This window comes from Lacrimispora sp. 210928-DFI.3.58 (assembly GCF_020554865.1).
Lineage (GTDB): Bacteria > Bacillota > Clostridia > Lachnospirales > Lachnospiraceae > Enterocloster.
On sequence record NZ_JAJCIC010000019.1, the window covers coordinates 70,105 to 88,187 of the forward strand.

Genomic DNA, 18,083 nt, shown 5'->3' on the forward strand with positions numbered 1-18,083 from the left:
GTAAGGTGGGACGTATGGTAGAGTTTAGGGAAGCCGGCCTGGTAAGAAGTCTTGCAGGTCACGACAAAGATGAACTGTATATCATAATCAGCGTCCGGGGGGAATATGCTTTTCTGTCAGACGGCAGAAAGCATCCCCTGGAAAAGCAGAAACGCAAGAACAAAAAACACTTACAGCTTATAGATGAACACGATGAAACCATAAGGAAGAAGCTCACACAGGGCGAAGCGGTGGGAAATGAAGAGATCATTCATTTCATCCGCATCCAAAACAGAAAACTTCAGCGCTGAAAATACAGGCGCTAAGTGCCCAATGCAGCAGTAGGAGGGAAAACGAGAATGTCCAAAGCAGACGTTATTGAAATTGAGGGAACCGTAGTAGAAAAATTACCAAACGCCATGTTCCAGGTAGAGTTGGAGAACGGCCATCAGGTTCTGGCACATATCAGCGGAAAGCTCCGTATGAACTACATCCGCATCCTGCCGGGAGATAAGGTTACAATTGAGTTATCACCCTATGATCTGTCCAAGGGAAGGATCATCTGGAGAGATAAATAAGCGAAGCGCTACCCAAACGCAGCCCCAGGCGGAGTTCGGGTTTCCCGTACTCAGGATCAGTAGGGAGAAGAACTTCAAAATACAAAAATAGACAAAAAAAGTGCTTGCATTTGTTGAAAAATTTTGGTATAATGCTTTAGCAACTTTGTTGGTCTATAGAAAGGAGAATTACTGTGAAGGTTAGATCATCCGTAAAGCCGATCTGCGAAAAGTGCAAGATCATAAAGAGAAAAGGCAGTATCAGAGTAATTTGCGAAAATCCAAAGCATAAACAGAGACAAGGTTAATTAAAATTAGGAGGTGTACTACACACATGGCTCGTATTTCAGGTGTTGACTTACCAAGAGAAAAACGTGTTGAGATCGGTCTTACTTACATCTACGGAATTGGTAGAGCAAGCTCCAACCGCATCTTGGCAGAAGCTGGCGTAAACCCAGACACTCGCGTTAAGGATTTAACCGATGATGAGGTAAAGAAGCTGGCTACCATCATTGCTGACACTCAGGTTGTTGAAGGTGATCTGCGCAGAGAGATCGCTATGAACATCAAGAGACTTCAGGAAATCGGATGCTACAGAGGAATCCGTCACAGAAAGAGCCTGCCGGTTCGCGGACAGAAGACAAAGACCAACGCCAGAACCTGCAAGGGTCCGAGAAAGACTGTAGCTAATAAGAAAAAGTAAGCATTGAACACTTAGTGACGCATTGAACACTTGGCGAGATTTTTTCGGGCCTAGTGTGAAAGCGGATACTCCGAGCAGCGCGAGGATGTATCATCATTGCAGGTGTGAAAGCTGTTCTTTGACCGGCAGGGAAAAGAACTTCATTAATCAAAGCAACAACGTAACCGAATTCGGATTTGTATGTTTTAAAAACAGGAAGAACGAATTCATAATCAATGAGAAAGTAGGTTAGTTTAAAATGGCTAAAAAAGTGTCCACTGCAGCAAAAAAAGTGACAAAAAAGCGTGTAAAGAAAAACGTTGAACGCGGACAGGCACATATCCAGTCATCCTTTAACAACACAATCGTTACATTAACGGATGCACAGGGAAACGCATTATCATGGGCAAGTGCCGGTGGTCTGGGATTTAGAGGTTCAAGGAAATCTACTCCTTATGCAGCTCAGATGGCAGCAGAAACTGCTACAAAAGCAGCTCTTGTACATGGCTTAAAATCCGTAGACGTTATGGTTAAGGGTCCTGGTTCAGGACGTGAGGCCGCTATCCGTGCCCTTCAGGCATGCGGTCTGGAAGTAACAAGCATCAAGGACGTAACACCAGTTCCTCACAACGGATGCCGTCCACCAAAGCGTAGAAGAGTCTGATTTATTTTTATTAGGAGGTAATAAAAGTGGCAGTAGATAGAGTTCCTGTTCTTAAAAGATGCAGATCCCTCGGACTGGATCCGATCTATTTAGGAATTGATAAAAAGTCCAACAGAGAATCTAAAAGAGCAAACAAGAAGTTAAGCGAATACGGCATGCAGCTGAGAGAAAAGCAGAAAGCGAAATTCATCTATGGCGTATTAGAGAAGCCTTTCCGTAACTACTATGCAAAGGCATCCAAGATGAATGGTATGGTTGGTACCAACCTGATGATCCTGCTTGAGTGCAGACTGGACAATGTACTGTTCCGCATGGGCTTTGGCCGTACACGTAAGGAGACCAGACAGATCGTTGACCACAAGCACGTTCTTGTAAACGGCAAGCCGGTCAACATTCCATCCTACCAGGTAAAGGCTGGAGACGTAGTTGAGATCAAAGAGAAGTATAAATCTGCTCAGAGATACAAAGATATCCTGGAAGTAACCGGAGGCCGTATGATCCCAGCATGGCTGGAGGCTGACCAGGAGAACCTGCGCGGCACTGTAAAAGAGCTGCCAACCAGAGACGAGATTGATGTTCCAGTAAACGAAATGCTTATCGTTGAGTTGTACTCCAAATAATCCGCTGGCTTATGAATTTTGTAAGGTATGCCTGTTCTTGATTAGGACAGGCGTACTTTCATCCCTCAAGATTTGACAGAACCCAAAAAGGAGGGGCTATAGTGTTCGATTTTGAAAAACCAAACATTGAAATTGCAGAGATTTCAGAAGACAAGAGATACGGCAAGTTTGTAGTTGAACCACTTGAGAGAGGTTACGGTACTACACTGGGCAATTCCTTAAGAAGAATCATGCTTTCTTCCTTACCCGGAGCCGCAGTGAGTCAGGTAAAAATCGATGGCGTTTTGCATGAGTTCAGTTCGATTCCAGGCGTAAAGGAAGATGTAACTGAGATCATTATGAACATCAAAAGTTTAGCAATCAAGAACAACAGCGATACCGATGAGCCCAAAGTTGCATACATTGAATTTGAAGGCGAAGGCGTGATCACAGCTGCTGATATCCAGGCTGATTCCGATATCGAGATCATGAACCCGGAGCAGGTGATCGCTACCTTGAGCGGCGGCGCAGACAGCAAGTTCTATATGGAGCTTACGATCACCAAAGGCCGCGGTTATATCAGCGCTGACAAGAACAAGAACGACGATCTTCCCATCGGCGTAATTGCAGTTGATTCCATCTATACTCCGGTAGAGCGCGTGAACATGGCAGTTGCCAATACACGTGTTGGACAGCAGACAGACTATGACAAGCTGACCCTGGAGATCTATACCAACGGCACCCTGGCTCCGGATGAAGCAGTGAGCCTGGCTGCAAAGGTATTGAGCGAGCATCTGAACCTGTTTATTGATCTTTCCGAGAATGCCAAGACTGCAGAGATCATGGTAGAGAAGGAAGACAACGAGAAGGAAAAAGTGCTTGAGATGAACATTGACGAGCTGGAGCTGTCTGTTCGTTCTTACAACTGCTTAAAGAGAGCCGGTATCAATACCGTAGAAGAGCTGTGCAACAGAACTTCTGAGGATATGATGAAGGTTCGTAACCTGGGCCGCAAGTCCTTAGAGGAAGTGCTGGCTAAGTTAAAGGAATTAGGCTTACAGCTGAACCCCAGCGACGAAGCTTAATCGCATAGATATATCCCACAGCCAGTAAGACCAATGATGCATGGCTATGGGCGCCAATGAAGGAGTGGGAGAAAATGCCGGGCCAGTAAGACCAATGATGCATGAGCTGCGGTGTTCCACAGATATGGAGGAATTAGAAAATGGCAGGATACAGAAAATTAGGAAGAACTTCCGACCAGAGAAAGGCTATGATCAGAAGCCAGGTAACAGCACTGTTATACCATGGCCACATCAAAACCACTGAGACCAGAGCAAAAGAGATCCGTAAGGTAGCTGAGGGCATCATTGCTATGGCTGTGAAGGAAAAGGATAACTACGAGACTGTTAAGGTTACTGCTAAGGTTGCCCGCAAGGACAAGGACGGCAAGCGCGTAAAGGAAGTTGTAAACGGCAAGAAGGTTACTGTTTACGATGAGGTAGAGAAGGAGATCAAGAAGGATATGCCTTCCAGACTTCACGCTAGAAGACAGATGTTAAAGGTTCTCTACGGAGTTACCGAGGTTCCGACTGCTGCAGCTGGCAGAAAGAAGAACACAAAGTCTGTAGATCTGGTTGCAAAGCTGTTTGACGAGGTTGCTCCTAAGTACGCAAACCGCAACGGCGGCTACACCAGAATCGTTAAGATCGGTCCCCGTAAGGGCGATGCTGCAATGGAAGTTCTGATTGAGTTAATCTAATCCGAATATAGTTATGCAGGCGGCTGCGGATATGGTTATACATATCCGCAGCTTTTTTTGCAACAAAAAGTCCGGCCGGCAGGATCCTTATTTATTTTGAAAATATTTTCCCATGAAATGAGAAATTATCGAAAGAATATCGTAAGTTGACGCAAAACGATAATAGGGGCTATAATAGAAGCATAAAAGAGAACACAGGGGTGTACCCTTTTGAGGAGGTTAAGGCATTATGAGAAAAGGCAGCAGATGGTTATGTATGATACTGGCAGCAGGAATGCTGGTAGCTTCCATGCCCCTCAGTGCATTGGCGGCAGATTATACGTATATCAGCAGTATATCGATCAAGGTCAATGTGGAGCTGGAGGCAGGAGACGAGATAGATGACGGAGACGATATCAGCATTGGCAATGGCAGCGGAAGTGGTACCTATGTTTATACCAGCGGAAACAAATACTCCATTGAATCTGCCCAATGGGCCACAGACAAGGAGGTAGGCATTGGCGATACGCCAAAGATCGAGATCTATCTTGACCCGGATACCTCAGGGGCCAAGGAGTACCGTTTCCGCAGCAGCTACAGCTCCAGCAGCGTCAGCGTCAGCGGCGGAACCTTTGTATCAGCCTCCAGGAAGGGAGAGCAGCTGAAGGTCGTGATCAAGACAAAGCCGATCAAGGGAACCTACAGTGAGCCGGAGGACCTGGAATGGAGCAACAGCAAGGGCAGGGCCACCTGGGATGAGGGAGATGACAGTTCAGGATACTTTGATGTATACCTTTACAGGGGCAACAGCACTGTGAAGAAGCTGGAGGCCTATAAGGGAACCTCCTACAATTTCTATCCCTACATGACAAAGGAAGGAGACTACACCTTTAAGGTCAGGACGGTACCAAACCCCAATGACAGCGATGATATTGGCAAAAAGAGCGAATGGGTAGAATCAGATGACCAGTATATTGACGAGAACGAGGTATCTGACGGCTCCGGACAGGATAACAGCAATGGCAGCACACCCAGCGGCGGCACTACAGATGTGGGCTGGCGCCAGGAGGGAAATACCTGGTACTTCCGTTATCCGGACGGAAACTATCAGAAGGCCGGCTGGCTTAAATGGAATGACAAATGGTATTTCTTTGATTCTGCCGGAAAGATGCTTACTGGCTGGCAGCAGAGCAATGGCAACTGGTACTATCTTGGCAGCAGCGGTGACATGAAAACTGGCTGGATCCAGTCAGCCGGACTCTGGTACTACCTAAATCCCAATGCCAACGGACCGGAGGGAGCCATGATCAAGAACTGCTGGCTGACTGTAAACGGAAAGACCTATTTTATCAATGAATCCGGTGTCATGGCTGAGGGCTGGCAGCAGGTGGAAGGCAATTACTATTACTTCTATCCGGGAGACGGCTCAAAGGCAGTGAATACCTCTATCAGCGGATTTGTGCTGGATGCAAATGGCATCTGGGTGCATTAATAGAAAATAGCTGAAGTATTATCAGAAGCCTGTGCAAGCGGGCTTCTTTTTTGGATAAAAAAGGATTTTACTTAACGGAACGTAAACAACCTTTGGCGTTTTTACCTTCCCCGGTACTTGACTTATGGTATGATATCAACTAAAATTGAAAATCGAAGCAGAGACACGGATTTTGAGGGAAAATGAATGGGAATCGTAAAAGCGGCCCGGCTGGTGTACGAGTATGTCAGACGGGATGAGGAAGAAAATATAGAGGAGGTCAAGCGCGCCATAAAGGGTGTGGACCTTGATATACGGAAGGGGGACTTCGTTGCCGTACTGGGGCACAACGGCTCCGGGAAATCCACCCTGGCAAAGCATGTGAACGGCCTTCTTCTTCCCACAGAGGGAACCATCTGGGTGGGAGATATGGACACAAAGGACGAGAGGCACATATGGGATGTGCGCAAAATGGCGGGAATGGTGTTCCAGAACCCTGATAACCAGATCATCGGAAATGTGGTAGAGGAGGATGTGGGCTTTGGCCCTGAAAATATCGGTGTTCCCACGGAGGATATATGGAAGAGGGTGGATGAGAGCCTGAAGGCGGTTGGAATGACTGCCTACCGCCTCCAGTCGCCCAATAAGCTGTCAGGAGGACAGAAGCAGCGCGTTGCCATCGCCGGTGTCATGGCCATGAAGCCCCAGTGTATTATATTGGACGAGCCCACTGCCATGCTGGATCCCAATGGACGTAAGGAGGTCATCCGCACGGTCAGGGAGCTTAACAGGGCGGAAGGGATCACAGTGCTTCTGATCACTCACTATATGGAAGAGGCAGTTGATGCGGACAGGATCATTGTGATGGATGACGGCCGGATCGTTATGGATGGAAAGCCCAGGGAGATCTTCTCACAGGTCCAGGAGTTAAAGAGCCATGGCCTGGATGTGCCCCAGGTGACAGAGCTGGCCTGGGAGCTGAAGGCTGCAGGGATGCCTCTGACCGACGGCATTTTAAGCAGGGAGGAGCTGCTTTCCCAGCTGCTTCCGATCTTGGGAAAATAGGCATGCAGGCAGCCAGCCTGTGAGGCAGAATGCCGGGGAGAAAACGATGTCGATAAAAGCAGTTGATTTGAATTTTGTTTACGGAGGCGGAACTGCCTTTGAACAGCATGCATTATTTGATGTGAATTTTGAGATCCGGGATGGGGAGTTTGTAGGCCTGATCGGTCATACGGGCTCTGGAAAATCCACCCTGATCCAGCATTTAAACGGGCTCATCAGGGCAAGCTCAGGAGCCCTCTATTATAATGGAGAAAATATCTACGAGGACGGCTATGATATGCGGGCCCTGCGCAGCAAGGTGGGTCTCGTATTCCAGTATCCGGAACATCAGCTGTTTGAGATCGATGTGCTCACAGATGTGTGTTTTGGGCCAAAGAACCAGGGCCTTGGCGAGGAGGATGCCAGGAAGAAGGCAATGGAAGCCCTGAAGCTGGTGGGACTGGATGAGAGCTATTATAAGCAGTCTCCCTTTGAGCTGTCAGGCGGACAGAAGCGCCGCGTAGCCATTGCAGGCGTTCTGGCAATGGAACCGGAGGTGCTGATACTGGACGAGCCCACAGCGGGGCTGGATCCCAGGGGGCGGGATGAGATACTGGATCAGATCAAGCGCCTTCACGAGGAAAAGGGGATTACGATCATCCTGGTTTCCCACAGCATGGAGGATATGGCCAGATATGCCGGCCGGCTCATTGTCATGAACCACGGGCAGAAGGTATTTGATGGCACGCCCAAAGAGGTCTTCCGCCATTATAAGGAGCTGGAGACAATTGGCCTGGCTGCGCCGCAAATCACCTATGTTGTCCATGGACTAAAGGAAAAGGGTGTAGATATTGACAGCGATATCACTACCGTAGGAGAGGCCAGGGAGGCGATCCTTAAGCTGTGGCAGAAAAAACAAGCAGAAAAGAGCGGGGACTGAGATGTTTAGAGAGATTACGTTGGGACAATATTATCCGGTGGAATCGGTGGTCCACAGTCTGGATCCCAGGACAAAGCTGTTCGGTACCATGGTATTTATCATTTCCCTGTTCATAGCGGACAATATCTGGGGATATGTGGTGGCCACCATTGTGCTGGCAGCAGTGATCAGGCTGACAAAGGTGCCCTTCCGGTTCATCGTGCGGGGGCTGAAGGCCATTGTGATCCTGCTCCTTATCAGTGTCAGCTTTAACCTGTTTCTGACAGGAGGACAGGTGATTGCCAAATTCTGGATTTTTAAGATCACTGTGGAGGGCTTAAGGATGGCCTGCTTTATGGGTGTCCGGCTGATCTACCTGGTGATCGGCTCCTCCCTTATGACGCTGACTACCACGCCAAACCAGCTGACAGACGGCCTGGAAAAGGGCCTGGGCTTTTTAAAGAGAGTGGGAGTGCCGGTCCATGAGGTGTCCATGATGATGTCCATTGCTCTGCGCTTCATCCCTATCCTGGTGGAGGAGACAGACAAGATCATGAAGGCTCAGATGGCCCGTGGAGCTGATTTTGAGACAGGAAATCTGATACAGAAGGCAAAGGCCATGGTGCCCCTTCTGGTGCCGCTGTTCATCTCCGCCTTCCGCAGGGCCACGGATCTGGCTATGGCGATGGAGGCACGCTGCTACCGCGGCGGAGAGGGACGGACAAAGATGAAGCCCCTGCAGTATAAGCAGAGAGACCACGAAGCCTATATGATGATGGCTCTGTATTTTGTGGTTATGATCGCTGCCAGGGTATATTTATAGTAATAGTTCAGACGGCGGGGAAATCCGATGCTTCTTGGCCGGCCTAGCCGGGCAAGAAGATACCCCGTCTGAACTGTTACTATTTGTAAGATGATTTAAAGGAGGCAGAAGGTGAAGCGTGTAAAGCTTGTGGTCGCCTATGACGGAACAAACTACCATGGCTGGCAGCTGCAGCCTGGGGCAGTGACAATCGAATCTGTGCTGAATGAGAAGCTGACAGAGCTTCTGGGAGAGCCCATCCAGGTCATCGGAGCCAGCAGAACGGATTCCGGGGTCCATGCAAAAGGAAACGTGGCTGTGTTTGATACGGTCCACCGGATGCCGGCGGATAAGGTAAGCTTTGCGCTGAACCAGCGCCTTCCTGAGGATATACGGATACAGTCCTCCGAGGAGGTGCCTGCAGACTGGCATCCCCGAAGATGCAGCTGTATAAAGACGTATGAATATAAGATATGGAACCGCCCCGTGGAGCTTCCCACAGAGCGGCTGTATGCCCATTTCACCTATGCCGGACTTGATATGGAAAAAATGCAGCAGGCGGCAGACCGGCTTGTGGGAGAGCACGATTTCAAGAGCTTCTGCAATGTGCGCACTCAGGTAAAGGACACGGTCAGGACCATATACAGCGTTCAGGCGGAGCGGGACAGCGAGGGAATGGTGACGATCCGTGTGAAGGGAAGCGGCTTTCTGTACAATATGGTGCGGATCATAGCCGGAACCCTTTTAAGCGTGGGTATGGGGCAGAGGCAGCCGGAGGATGTGGAAACCATGCTGGAAGCAAGGGACCGCAGCGCAGCAGGGCCAACAGCTCCGGCAAAGGGTCTTACTCTGGTTTCGATTGAATATGAAGAGACGGGGAAGACAGCGGGAGATCCGCATGGCTGAATTATTGCCTAAAAAACATGGAAAACAGCGAAAAATCCTGCATAAAACAGTTGACATGCCGGAACCGTTATTATATAATATAAAACTGTGACATTACCAGAAAATGCTCATCCAAAGCCCCGGAATGAGCATTTGGTTGATAAATACTTCCCATATTTATCAGAATATAGCGGGCATCTGTTGGATGCCAGATGTATAACAAGGTTGAGATTAACAGGAGGTTAACCAATGAAGAGTTTTATGGCTAGTCCAGCGACAATTGAAAGAAAATGGTACGTAGTTGATGCTACAGGATATACATTAGGACGTTTGGCTTCTGAAGTAGCAAAGGTGTTAAGAGGAAAGAATAAGCCGATCTTTACACCACACATTGACTGCGGCGATTATGTGATCGTTGTAAATGCAGACAAGGTAAAGGTTACAGGCAAGAAGTTAGACCAGAAGATCTATTACAACCATTCTGATTATGTAGGCGGTATGAGAGAGACCACTCTGCGTGAGATGATGGCTAAGAAGCCGGAGAAGGTTGTAGAGTTAGCAGTTAAGGGTATGCTTCCAAAGGGACCTCTGGGAAGAAGCATGTATACCAAGCTTCATGTATATGCAGGCCCGAACCACGAGCAGGCAGCACAGAAACCAGAAGTTTTAACATTTTAATGAGGAATGGAGGAAGAAAGTATCATGGCTAACGCAAAATTTTACGGAACAGGCAGAAGAAAAAAATCCATCGCCAGAGTATATTTAGTACCGGGTACAGGCAACATCACCATCAACAAGAGAGATATCAATGAGTATCTTGGTCTTGAGACCTTAAAGTTAATCGTTCGTCAGCCTTTAGTTGCAACTGAGACAGTTGACAAGTTTGACGTTTTAGTAAATGTCCGCGGCGGCGGCACAACAGGACAGGCTGGTGCAATCCGTCATGGCATTTCCAGAGCACTTCTCCAGGCAGATGCTGACTACAGACCAGTCCTGAAGAAAGCTGGTTTCTTAACAAGAGACCCAAGAATGAAGGAGAGAAAGAAGTACGGTCTGAAAGCTGCACGTCGTGCACCTCAGTTCAGCAAGCGCTAATCTACAGCTTAATAATGCTAAAAAAGCCCGGAAATACGCTATTTCCGGGCTTTTTCTATGCCCAAAATTCTATCTGGACTGTTCGGCTTTGATGGAATTTGAACGGAAATTTATGGGTTTATAGTGGTCAAATTACTGGTGGACAAGCCCATTTTGACCTCTTATGGGTTAAATTACTGGTGGACAATAGGAGCAAATGAAGTCCAATTTTGCCATCGACGGACGAACACATACTTGACTGATTTACATAGAGCCTTGGCTCATTCTTTGAAAACGAGAATGGGTCGAGGCTCTATTTTTTTCGCCCGAAATCCGGCGAGACAAATTTGAGTAGGAGGTAACAGGTATGACGGATTTCAATCAGAAGACCCATGATACCGATGTGGGCAGTCATGGCGGACAGTCGAGGCAGATGATGGAGGTGTTTGAGAACCAGGAGTTTGGTTCGATCCGGTTGTTACAAGAGGCAGGCAAGACCTTCTTCTGTGCAAGCGATGTGGCGAAAGCGTTGGGGTATGTGAATCCCTACGCCGCAGTGAAACGCCATTGCAGAGGCCCCCTAACGAAACGCGAGGGGGTCGTTCAGAAGGTGAATCAGTATGGGGATGCTGGAGAGCAGGTGGTTGAAATCGCCTTTATCACAGAAGGCGATGTTTACCGGCTGATCGTTCACAGCAAGCTGCCATCGGCAGAACGATTTGAACACTGGGTGTTTGATGAAGTTCTCCCTTCTATCCGCAAGCATGGAGTGTATATGAGCGATTCCATTTTGGATCAGGTGATTCAGCATCCGGAGGTCATCTACACCCTGGCACAGGAGCTTGTAGCCGAGAGGGAGCAACTTGAGGGTATCCGCAAACAGCTGGATGCGGCACAGCCCAAGGCAGACTACTTCGACACCTTTGTGAACTCGGAGGATTGTACCTGCATCCGGAATTTCTGTAAGGAAATCGGAATCCCGGAGAAGACGGCAGTGGCTCTCTTACTGGATCATCGCTATTTGTACCGCAGTCCGAGTGGCTGGCTGATGCCTTTTGCAGACAAATCTGCAAGGGGCTATTTTATTGTCCGGGATTGCTACGGCAGAAGCGGAAAACTGGTACAGCAGACGAGAGTTACCTGCAAGGGAAAGAATCATCTCTTCAAGTTGTTTAAGAAATGGGGTGTGATCGAATGACGCTTTTTACAGAGGGACGCCTTCAGGCGTTTGAACGCATGATGCAGGATACCGGCAAATACCATCGCCGAGAGGACAGCGAAGATCGTCCGCGCAAATGTCCGAAGAAAAAAGCGGAGCCTGCGAAAAAGGATGGTGAGCACCATGCCGGTATTCAGGGTTGAGAAGAACAGCAATTACACAACAATGTGCAATTACCACCTGCGGGATCAGGGTCTCAGCCTGAAAGGGAAAGGACTTCTCTCCATGCTGCTCAGTTTGCCAGACACATGGAACTATTCGGTACGGGGGTTATCTTCGATTACGCCGGATGGCGTAGATGGAGTGCTTACGGCTCTGAAGGAGCTGGAGCGTCTTGGGTATCTGGAAAGGAACCAGCAGCGTGAGAGTAACGGTCGGATGGGCAGAGCGGAGTATGTGATTTATGAGATGCCAAGGAAAAAGCCGTGTTCGGAATCACCGTGTACGGAAAAGCCGTATGCGGTAAATCCGGATACGGACACACCGGTTACGGAAAATCCCGCGCAATTAAGTACTAATAGAACAAGTACTAAAACAATCAATAAAAGAGAGAAGAAGGAAATCCAACACCGGTATGGCTCATACGAAAATGTCCTTCTTTCTGACACGGAATACGGCAAGCTCCGGCAGGAGTTCCCAGGAGATTATCAGATGCGAGTGGAACGGCTCTCTGAGTATATGGCCTCCACCGGCAGGAGCTACAAAAACCACCTTGCAACAATCCGGAGCTGGGCAAAGAGAGAAAAGCCGAAGTACAACCCGGCAGACTACACATTTGAGGAAGGAGACAGCCTATGAGCGACATGGTGCCTGAAGTTTTGAATGCGGCGTTGGATTCGCTCTTTACGCCGAAAGAACCCGGAGAGCTGGAATACCAGGGCGATGACGGACTGTTGTATTGCAGAAACTGCCATACGCCGGTGCAGTGCAGGGTAAAGCTCTGGGGCAGAGACAAGATTGTTCCCTGCCTTTGCAGATGCCAGCAGGAAGCGATGGCGGAAAAGAAACGCCAGGATGAACTGGTGGAGCGGCAGCGTAAAATCAGGCAGCTGAAAGCAACTGGGATTCAGGAAAAGCATCTTCTGGAATGGAATTTTGGCGTTGCAGAAGACAACAAGGACATCCAGATGGCAAAACGTTATGTGGAGCAGTGGAAAAAGGTCAAGGCTGAAAACCTTGGCCTTTTGTTATGGGGAGATGTCGGAACCGGAAAGTCCTTTGTGGCGGCATGTATAGCAAATGCGCTGCTGGATCAGGGCATTCCGGTTTTGATGACGAATTTCTCCAAAATCCTGAACCAGATGGGTGCCATGTATTCGGAAGAACGATACCGGTATATCGCTTCGTTTTCCAACTATTCTTTGCTGATTCTGGATGATCTGGGAATTGAGCGCAGCACCGAATATGCGCTGGAGCAGGTCTACGCTGTCATTGATGAGCGGTATAAGTCCGGGCTTCCGGTCATTATCACAACCAATCTGAAGATTGCTGAAATCCGCAATCCGCAGGATGTGGTATACGCCCGGATTTACAGCAGGATTCTGGAAATGTGTACGCCGGTGCGAATCAGCGGAGAGGACCGCAGAAAAAGCATTGGAAAAGAAAAACAGCAGGTCGTTAAGGAGGTACTTGATCTATGAAGTGCAAGGCAAAAAAGGCGTTTTTCGCAGGTAAGAATGACATCTATCACCGCTGGAAGGAGGTTAAGAAGCTGAATGGCAAAAGCAAAAACCAGTATTACAACAGAAAACCGCAGTGGCTCAGCTGCCGACGCTGCGGCTAAGGAGCAGTGGACGGAGATGCCGCTTTCAGACCTGCATCCCTTTGAAGGGCATCCCTTTAAGGTGCTGGACGATGAGCTGATGGCACAGACCGTGGAGAGCATCAAGCAGATCGGTGTGGTATCACCGCTGATTGTCCGACCGGACCCGGAAGGCGGATACGAAATCCTTTCGGGACACCGCAGACTTCATGCGGCGCAGCTGGCAGGTTTGGAGACAGTGCCGGTCATCGTTAAGGAAATGGATGATGATGCGGCAATCATCTTTATGGTGGACAGCAACTTGCAGCGGGAAAATATCCTTCCCAGTGAGAGAGCGTTTTCCTACAAGATGAAGTTGGAGGCAATGAAGCATCAGGGGGAACGCGGAGATTTAACTTCGGCCCAAGTTGGGCCGAAGTCGTGGGCAGCTCAGGTTGTAGCTGAAGAAGCTGGTGACAGTAAATCCCAAGTAAAGCGATATATCCGCCTTACAAACCTGATTCCTGAAATTCTGGATATGGTGGATGAGAAGAAAATCGCCTTCAATCCGGCGGTAGAGCTGTCTTATCTGAAACCGTCTGAACAGAAAGAATTTCTGGAGGCAATGGACTATGCACAGGCATCTCCATCCCTGTCGCAGGCGCAGCGGCTGAAAAAACTCTCGCAGGAGGGCGGCTGCACATTGGATGCCATGTGTGAAGTGATGAATGAAATCAAAAAGGATGAGCTTGACCATGTGACGATTAAAAATGAGGTTCTTCGGAAGTATTTCCCGAAATCCTATACGCCGAAGCAGATGCAGGACACGATTATCCGGCTGCTGGAAAAGTGGCAGCGAAGTAAACAACGAGATATGGAACGATGAGAAGGAGATTTTTATGATGATGAACTTTAAGAAGAATCAGAACAACGCAGTGTGCAGCATGGACTGTAAGGACTGCCCGAACGGTGCATCGCAGCCGAATCCGATGGATGATCCCAAGTTTGAGAAGTCCATTGCGATGCTTCATAACTGGGTGATGCTGGAGGCAATCCGTGAAGATCACCCGAAGGAGCGTATTGTGATGGTGATCCTGCCGGGGACTGGCGGCGAACTTCTGACCGAGGCTGGCAGTCGAGACATCTTTGAGGATGTTTACGATGAGATGGAGGCTGATCTGGTGGCAGATGGGGAACTGCTTCTCCATTATGATAAGAGCGATGTGATCGAGACTGACAGAACCCGCTATCTGTTGGGAGCTGCGGAGGTTTCGGAAATCGACCAGAACGGCAACGAATGCAGCATCAATCTGTTTACGCTGGAACGTACCATCGACTATGTGAACGAGAACCTGACGGTGGTTTCCATTGGCGGCGAGTTGGTTCCGGCACTGCGCCTGATCTAAGGAGGCGCCTATGAAGAAATTTGATGTGGAGATTACAGAGACTCTCCAGAGAAAGGTTTCCGTGGAAGCTGCCTCACAGGAAGATGCGGAACGCATGGTGACGCAGGCGTGGAACAATCAGGACTATGTTCTGGATTCCGGCGATTTCACCGGTGTGGATTTCAAGACCGTGGGAGAACATGAATTGGCAGAGACCAGGACAATGGATGTGCTGCTGGTACAGCCCAATGCCTATCCGAAGAAAATCAGTGTTGGCACGGAGCTGGAAGATTTGCAGGCCATGGTCGGCGGCGATATTGAAGTCACCTATCCATTTGAGGATGAAGTGGCCATTATTCTGAATGAATCCGGCAAAATCAATGGTCTGCCGCTGAACCGTGCGATTTACACCGAAGACGGGGATATGCAGGACATTTATGCCGGTGATTTTCTGGTGGTAGGGCTGACAGAGGATGACTTTGGTTCTCTGACTTCGGAGCAGATGCAGAAATTTGAGGAAAAGTTCCATCAGCCCCAGATGTTCGTTCGTATGGGTCGCAGCATCATGGCGATTCCGGTTCCGGATGACATGGTGAAGAAGATGGAGGAAAAGGCTGCAAAGCCCCAAGAAAAGAGCAAACCTGCACCGGACCGGGACAGTTTGTAAGGAAGGAGGCGGAGATTCATGCAGGAAGAAGTTGAAAATCGTACCGTCAATCTGGCAATCAGCACCACGAAATTGACCTTTCGCACCATCGTGAATGGCTATAATGCGTGGAAACGGCACCATCAGGCAAAGGTGGCTCAGAAAACAGCGCAGCTGCCGGTTGGAAAGCAGAGCATCAAAGAACTGATCGGTCAGAATCAGGGAGTCAGCAGTATCCCCATTGAGAAAACGGATTTGAAAGGCTTTGAACAGGTGGCACGGAAATATGGTGTGGATTATGCCATTACGAAAGACCAAAATGTAATGCCACCCAAGTACACGGTGTTCTTTAAGGCGAAGGATGCGGATGCACTGACTTCCGCTTTTGAGGAATTCACCAACCGAAAGCTGAAAACAAAGGAAAAACCGAGTGTTCTGGAGCAGCTTAACAAGCTCAAAGAGCTGGTTGCTGCAATTCTTCCGGATAAGGTTCGCCACAAAAGTCAGGAGCGTGATCTATGAGTAATAAGACAAAGAAGCAGCTGCTCCTGAACCTACCGTACTTCATTGCCGGTCTTGTATGTACCAATCTGGGAGAAGCGTGGAGAATTGCCGAGGGCGCAGACATGTCTGAAAAGCTCCTCGGCTTTCTTTCTGCCCTGGGTGCAGCATTTTCCAACCCGATGCCAAGTCTGCATCCGATGGATTTGCTGATTGGTGTGTGCTGCGGAGCGGGTTTGCGGCTTGCTGTGTACCTGAAAGGCAAAAATGCCAAGAAATATCGCCATGGCATGGAGTATGGCTCTGCTCGTTGGGGTACGCAGAAAGACATCGAACCGTTTGAAGATCCAGTGTTTGCAAACAATGTGATTCTGACCCGGACGGAGCGGCTGATGATGGGCAACCGCCCGAAGAATCCGGCAAATGCCCGAAACAAAAACGTGCTGGTGGTGGGCGGCTCCGGCAGCGGCAAGACCCGGTTTTGGCTTAAACCCAATCTTTTACAATGCCACAGTTCCTATGTGGTCACTGACCCGAAAGGCGATATCGTAATCGACTGCGGCCAAGCCCTTTTGAAGAACGGATACAGTATCCGGATTTTCAATACTATCAATTTCAGAAAGTCGATGCATTATAATCCCTTCGCGTATATTCACAGCGAAAAGGATATTTTGAAGCTGACCACAACCCTCATTGCCAACACCAAAGGGGACGGCAAGGCCGGTGACGAATTCTGGACGAAGGCAGAGACCTTGCTGTATTGTGCTTTGATTGGTTATATCCACTATGAGGCACCGCTGGAAGAGCAGAACTTTGCAACGCTGATTGAATTCCTGAATGCGATGGAAGTACGCGAGGATGATGAAACCTTTCAGAATCCAGTGGATCAGATGTTTGAAGCTCTGAAAAAGAAAAAACCGAACCACTTTGCTGTCCGCCAATATGCCAAGTTCAAGCTGGCGGCGGGCAAGACCTTAAAGTCGATTCTGGTGAGCTGCGGCGCACGTCTTGCTCCCTTCGATATTGAGGAAGTCCGTGATATCACTATGTACGATGAGCTGTCGCTGGATACGGTGGGAGATAAGAAAACGGCTCTGTTCCTCATTATGAGCGATACAGACCCGACTTTTAATTTCCTGATTTCCATGATTTACACACAGCTGTTTAACCTGCTGTGCGAAAAAGCGGATGATGTTTACGGCGGCAGACTGCCGGTGCATGTGCGCTGCCTGATTGATGAGTGTGCGAACATTGGTCAGATTCCGAATCTGGAAAAGCTGGTAGCCACCATCCGATCAAGAGAAATCTCGGCGTGTCTGGTGCTTCAGGCACAGAGCCAGTTGAAGGCAATCTACAAGGACAATGCCGATACCATCATCGGCAATATGGATTCTCGTATTTTCCTTGGCGGTTCGGAGCCGACTACGCTAAAAGAGCTGAATCAGGCACTGGGAAAAGAAACGATTGATCTGTACAACACTTCCGATACCAGAGGCAATAGCCCATCTTACGGCACCAATTACCAAAAGGTTGGGCATGACCTGGCTTCGGTGGATGAACTGGCTGTGCTGGATGGCGGAAAGTGCATTTTGCAGCTGCGCGGTGTCAGACCGTTCAAGTCAGATAAATACGATCTGACCCAGCATCCGAACTACAAGCTCACTGCCGGTGCTGATAAGAAAAACACGTTCAGCATCGAGGCGTTTCTCGATCATCGGCTGAAGCTCAAGCCCGGTGATAAGTACGAAGTGGTTGACGCAGATCATGCCAAGTAAGGTTGCTCTGACGGCGAAGATGTCATGGGTGCGCTGCTGGCAACAGAATAAGAAGAGGCGGCGAGCTGCCGCCTCTTTACATAGCCAGGTTTCTGATTGGGATTGGAAATCTGGCTATATGTTTGCCCATTTGCAGGTGCACATGCAGGGGGATATTCACTATTCATCAGCCCGTAAGGGCGCATTGTACAAGGAGGTACACATTTATGGCATTTTTCAACAGCGCAGTAACCGTTCTTCAGACCCTCGTTATCGCACTGGGTGCCGGCCTCGGCATCTGGGGAGCGATCAACCTGCTGGAAGGCTACGGCAACGACAACCCCGGTGCCAAGTCTCAGGGCATGAAGCAGTTTATGGCTAATTAAAGGGAACAAAAAGAAAGGAAAAGCACAATCCAGA

Annotated in this window: 25 protein-coding genes; all 25 read left to right on the forward strand. The window is 48.9% G+C overall.

Annotated elements, in window-relative coordinates; translation table 11 throughout:
- Positions 1-14: 14 nt before the first annotated feature.
- Positions 15-290, forward strand: a complete 276-nt coding sequence (locus LIZ87_RS12835; RefSeq protein ID WP_178314167.1) for a KOW domain-containing RNA-binding protein — start codon at positions 15-17, stop codon at positions 288-290.
- A gap of 48 nt (positions 291-338) precedes the next feature.
- Complete coding sequence (gene infA, locus LIZ87_RS12840; protein WP_002604680.1) at positions 339-557, forward strand: translation initiation factor IF-1; 219 nt, start codon at positions 339-341, stop codon at positions 555-557.
- Positions 558-730: 173 nt separating this feature from the next.
- Positions 731-844, forward strand: a complete 114-nt coding sequence (gene rpmJ, locus LIZ87_RS12845) for a 50S ribosomal protein L36 (protein ID WP_003497809.1) — start codon at positions 731-733, stop codon at positions 842-844.
- Positions 845-870: 26 nt separating this feature from the next.
- Complete coding sequence (rpsM, locus tag LIZ87_RS12850) at positions 871-1,239, forward strand: 30S ribosomal protein S13 (RefSeq protein ID WP_178314169.1); 369 nt, start codon at positions 871-873, stop codon at positions 1,237-1,239.
- 238 nt (positions 1,240-1,477) lie between these two features.
- Positions 1,478-1,882, forward strand: a complete 405-nt coding sequence (rpsK, locus tag LIZ87_RS12855) for a 30S ribosomal protein S11 (protein ID WP_227147602.1) — start codon at positions 1,478-1,480, stop codon at positions 1,880-1,882.
- Between the two features lie 26 nt (positions 1,883-1,908).
- The gene (gene rpsD / locus LIZ87_RS12860; protein ID WP_178316155.1) at positions 1,909-2,502 is read left to right on the forward strand and encodes a 30S ribosomal protein S4; all 594 of its coding nucleotides are present in this window, start codon (positions 1,909-1,911) and stop codon (positions 2,500-2,502) included.
- 101 nt (positions 2,503-2,603) lie between these two features.
- Positions 2,604-3,566, forward strand: coding sequence for a DNA-directed RNA polymerase subunit alpha (locus LIZ87_RS12865; protein ID WP_178316156.1), 963 nt, complete (start codon positions 2,604-2,606; stop codon positions 3,564-3,566).
- 140 nt (positions 3,567-3,706) lie between these two features.
- Positions 3,707-4,243 (forward strand): bL17 family ribosomal protein, encoded by a 537-nt coding sequence (locus LIZ87_RS12870; protein WP_178316157.1) that lies wholly within the window; start codon positions 3,707-3,709, stop codon positions 4,241-4,243.
- 229 nt (positions 4,244-4,472) lie between these two features.
- Positions 4,473-5,714 carry an N-acetylmuramoyl-L-alanine amidase family protein gene (locus tag LIZ87_RS12875; RefSeq protein WP_227147604.1) on the forward strand — a complete coding sequence of 414 codons (1,242 nt, stop codon included), beginning with the start codon at positions 4,473-4,475 and terminating at the stop codon, positions 5,712-5,714.
- 186 nt (positions 5,715-5,900) lie between these two features.
- Positions 5,901-6,758 carry an energy-coupling factor transporter ATPase gene (locus LIZ87_RS12880; RefSeq protein WP_178314661.1) on the forward strand — a complete coding sequence of 286 codons (858 nt, stop codon included), beginning with the start codon at positions 5,901-5,903 and terminating at the stop codon, positions 6,756-6,758.
- Positions 6,759-6,804: 46 nt separating this feature from the next.
- Positions 6,805-7,677, forward strand: a complete 873-nt coding sequence (locus LIZ87_RS12885) for an energy-coupling factor transporter ATPase (protein WP_227147606.1) — start codon at positions 6,805-6,807, stop codon at positions 7,675-7,677.
- A 1-nt stretch (position 7,678) separates the two neighbouring features.
- Positions 7,679-8,479, forward strand: coding sequence for an energy-coupling factor transporter transmembrane component T family protein (locus tag LIZ87_RS12890; protein WP_227147608.1), 801 nt, complete (start codon positions 7,679-7,681; stop codon positions 8,477-8,479).
- Between the two features lie 111 nt (positions 8,480-8,590).
- Positions 8,591-9,364: a tRNA pseudouridine(38-40) synthase TruA gene (gene truA / locus LIZ87_RS12895; RefSeq protein ID WP_227147610.1), complete on the forward strand. Its 774-nt coding sequence runs from the start codon at positions 8,591-8,593 to the stop codon at positions 9,362-9,364.
- A 228-nt stretch (positions 9,365-9,592) separates the two neighbouring features.
- A complete protein-coding gene (rplM, locus tag LIZ87_RS12900) occupies positions 9,593-10,021 on the forward strand; it encodes a 50S ribosomal protein L13 (RefSeq protein WP_178316664.1) in 429 nt (142 codons plus the stop codon).
- A 24-nt stretch (positions 10,022-10,045) separates the two neighbouring features.
- The gene (rpsI, locus tag LIZ87_RS12905) at positions 10,046-10,438 is read left to right on the forward strand and encodes a 30S ribosomal protein S9 (protein WP_227147622.1); all 393 of its coding nucleotides are present in this window, start codon (positions 10,046-10,048) and stop codon (positions 10,436-10,438) included.
- A 346-nt stretch (positions 10,439-10,784) separates the two neighbouring features.
- The gene (locus LIZ87_RS12910; protein ID WP_215665462.1) at positions 10,785-11,615 is read left to right on the forward strand and encodes a phage antirepressor KilAC domain-containing protein; all 831 of its coding nucleotides are present in this window, start codon (positions 10,785-10,787) and stop codon (positions 11,613-11,615) included.
- On the forward strand, positions 11,612-11,779 hold the full coding sequence (locus tag LIZ87_RS12915; RefSeq protein WP_009532276.1) for a hypothetical protein: 168 nt from the start codon (positions 11,612-11,614) through the stop codon (positions 11,777-11,779). Before LIZ87_RS12910 ends, LIZ87_RS12915 begins: the two co-directional genes overlap by 4 nt.
- Positions 11,760-12,434, forward strand: coding sequence for a helix-turn-helix domain-containing protein (locus LIZ87_RS12920; RefSeq protein ID WP_005929992.1), 675 nt, complete (start codon positions 11,760-11,762; stop codon positions 12,432-12,434). Before LIZ87_RS12915 ends, LIZ87_RS12920 begins: the two co-directional genes overlap by 20 nt.
- Positions 12,431-13,276, forward strand: coding sequence for an ATP-binding protein (locus LIZ87_RS12925; RefSeq protein ID WP_117965688.1), 846 nt, complete (start codon positions 12,431-12,433; stop codon positions 13,274-13,276). The genes LIZ87_RS12920 and LIZ87_RS12925 overlap by 4 nt, the downstream gene beginning before the upstream one ends.
- A gap of 75 nt (positions 13,277-13,351) precedes the next feature.
- Complete coding sequence (locus tag LIZ87_RS12930; RefSeq protein ID WP_117965685.1) at positions 13,352-14,263, forward strand: ParB/RepB/Spo0J family partition protein; 912 nt, start codon at positions 13,352-13,354, stop codon at positions 14,261-14,263.
- Positions 14,264-14,276: 13 nt separating this feature from the next.
- Positions 14,277-14,783 carry a hypothetical protein gene (locus LIZ87_RS12935; protein WP_117965682.1) on the forward strand — a complete coding sequence of 169 codons (507 nt, stop codon included), beginning with the start codon at positions 14,277-14,279 and terminating at the stop codon, positions 14,781-14,783.
- 10 nt (positions 14,784-14,793) lie between these two features.
- Entirely contained in the window at positions 14,794-15,429 is a 636-nt protein-coding gene (locus LIZ87_RS12940; protein ID WP_117965678.1) for a DUF3846 domain-containing protein, read from the forward strand.
- 18 nt (positions 15,430-15,447) lie between these two features.
- Positions 15,448-15,930 (forward strand): PcfB family protein, encoded by a 483-nt coding sequence (locus LIZ87_RS12945; RefSeq protein ID WP_097772871.1) that lies wholly within the window; start codon positions 15,448-15,450, stop codon positions 15,928-15,930.
- Complete coding sequence (locus LIZ87_RS12950; RefSeq protein WP_112120892.1) at positions 15,927-17,684, forward strand: VirD4-like conjugal transfer protein, CD1115 family; 1,758 nt, start codon at positions 15,927-15,929, stop codon at positions 17,682-17,684. Before LIZ87_RS12945 ends, LIZ87_RS12950 begins: the two co-directional genes overlap by 4 nt.
- A gap of 206 nt (positions 17,685-17,890) precedes the next feature.
- A complete protein-coding gene (locus LIZ87_RS12955) occupies positions 17,891-18,049 on the forward strand; it encodes a Maff2 family mobile element protein (RefSeq protein WP_005929973.1) in 159 nt (52 codons plus the stop codon).
- Positions 18,050-18,083 lie beyond the last annotated feature (34 nt).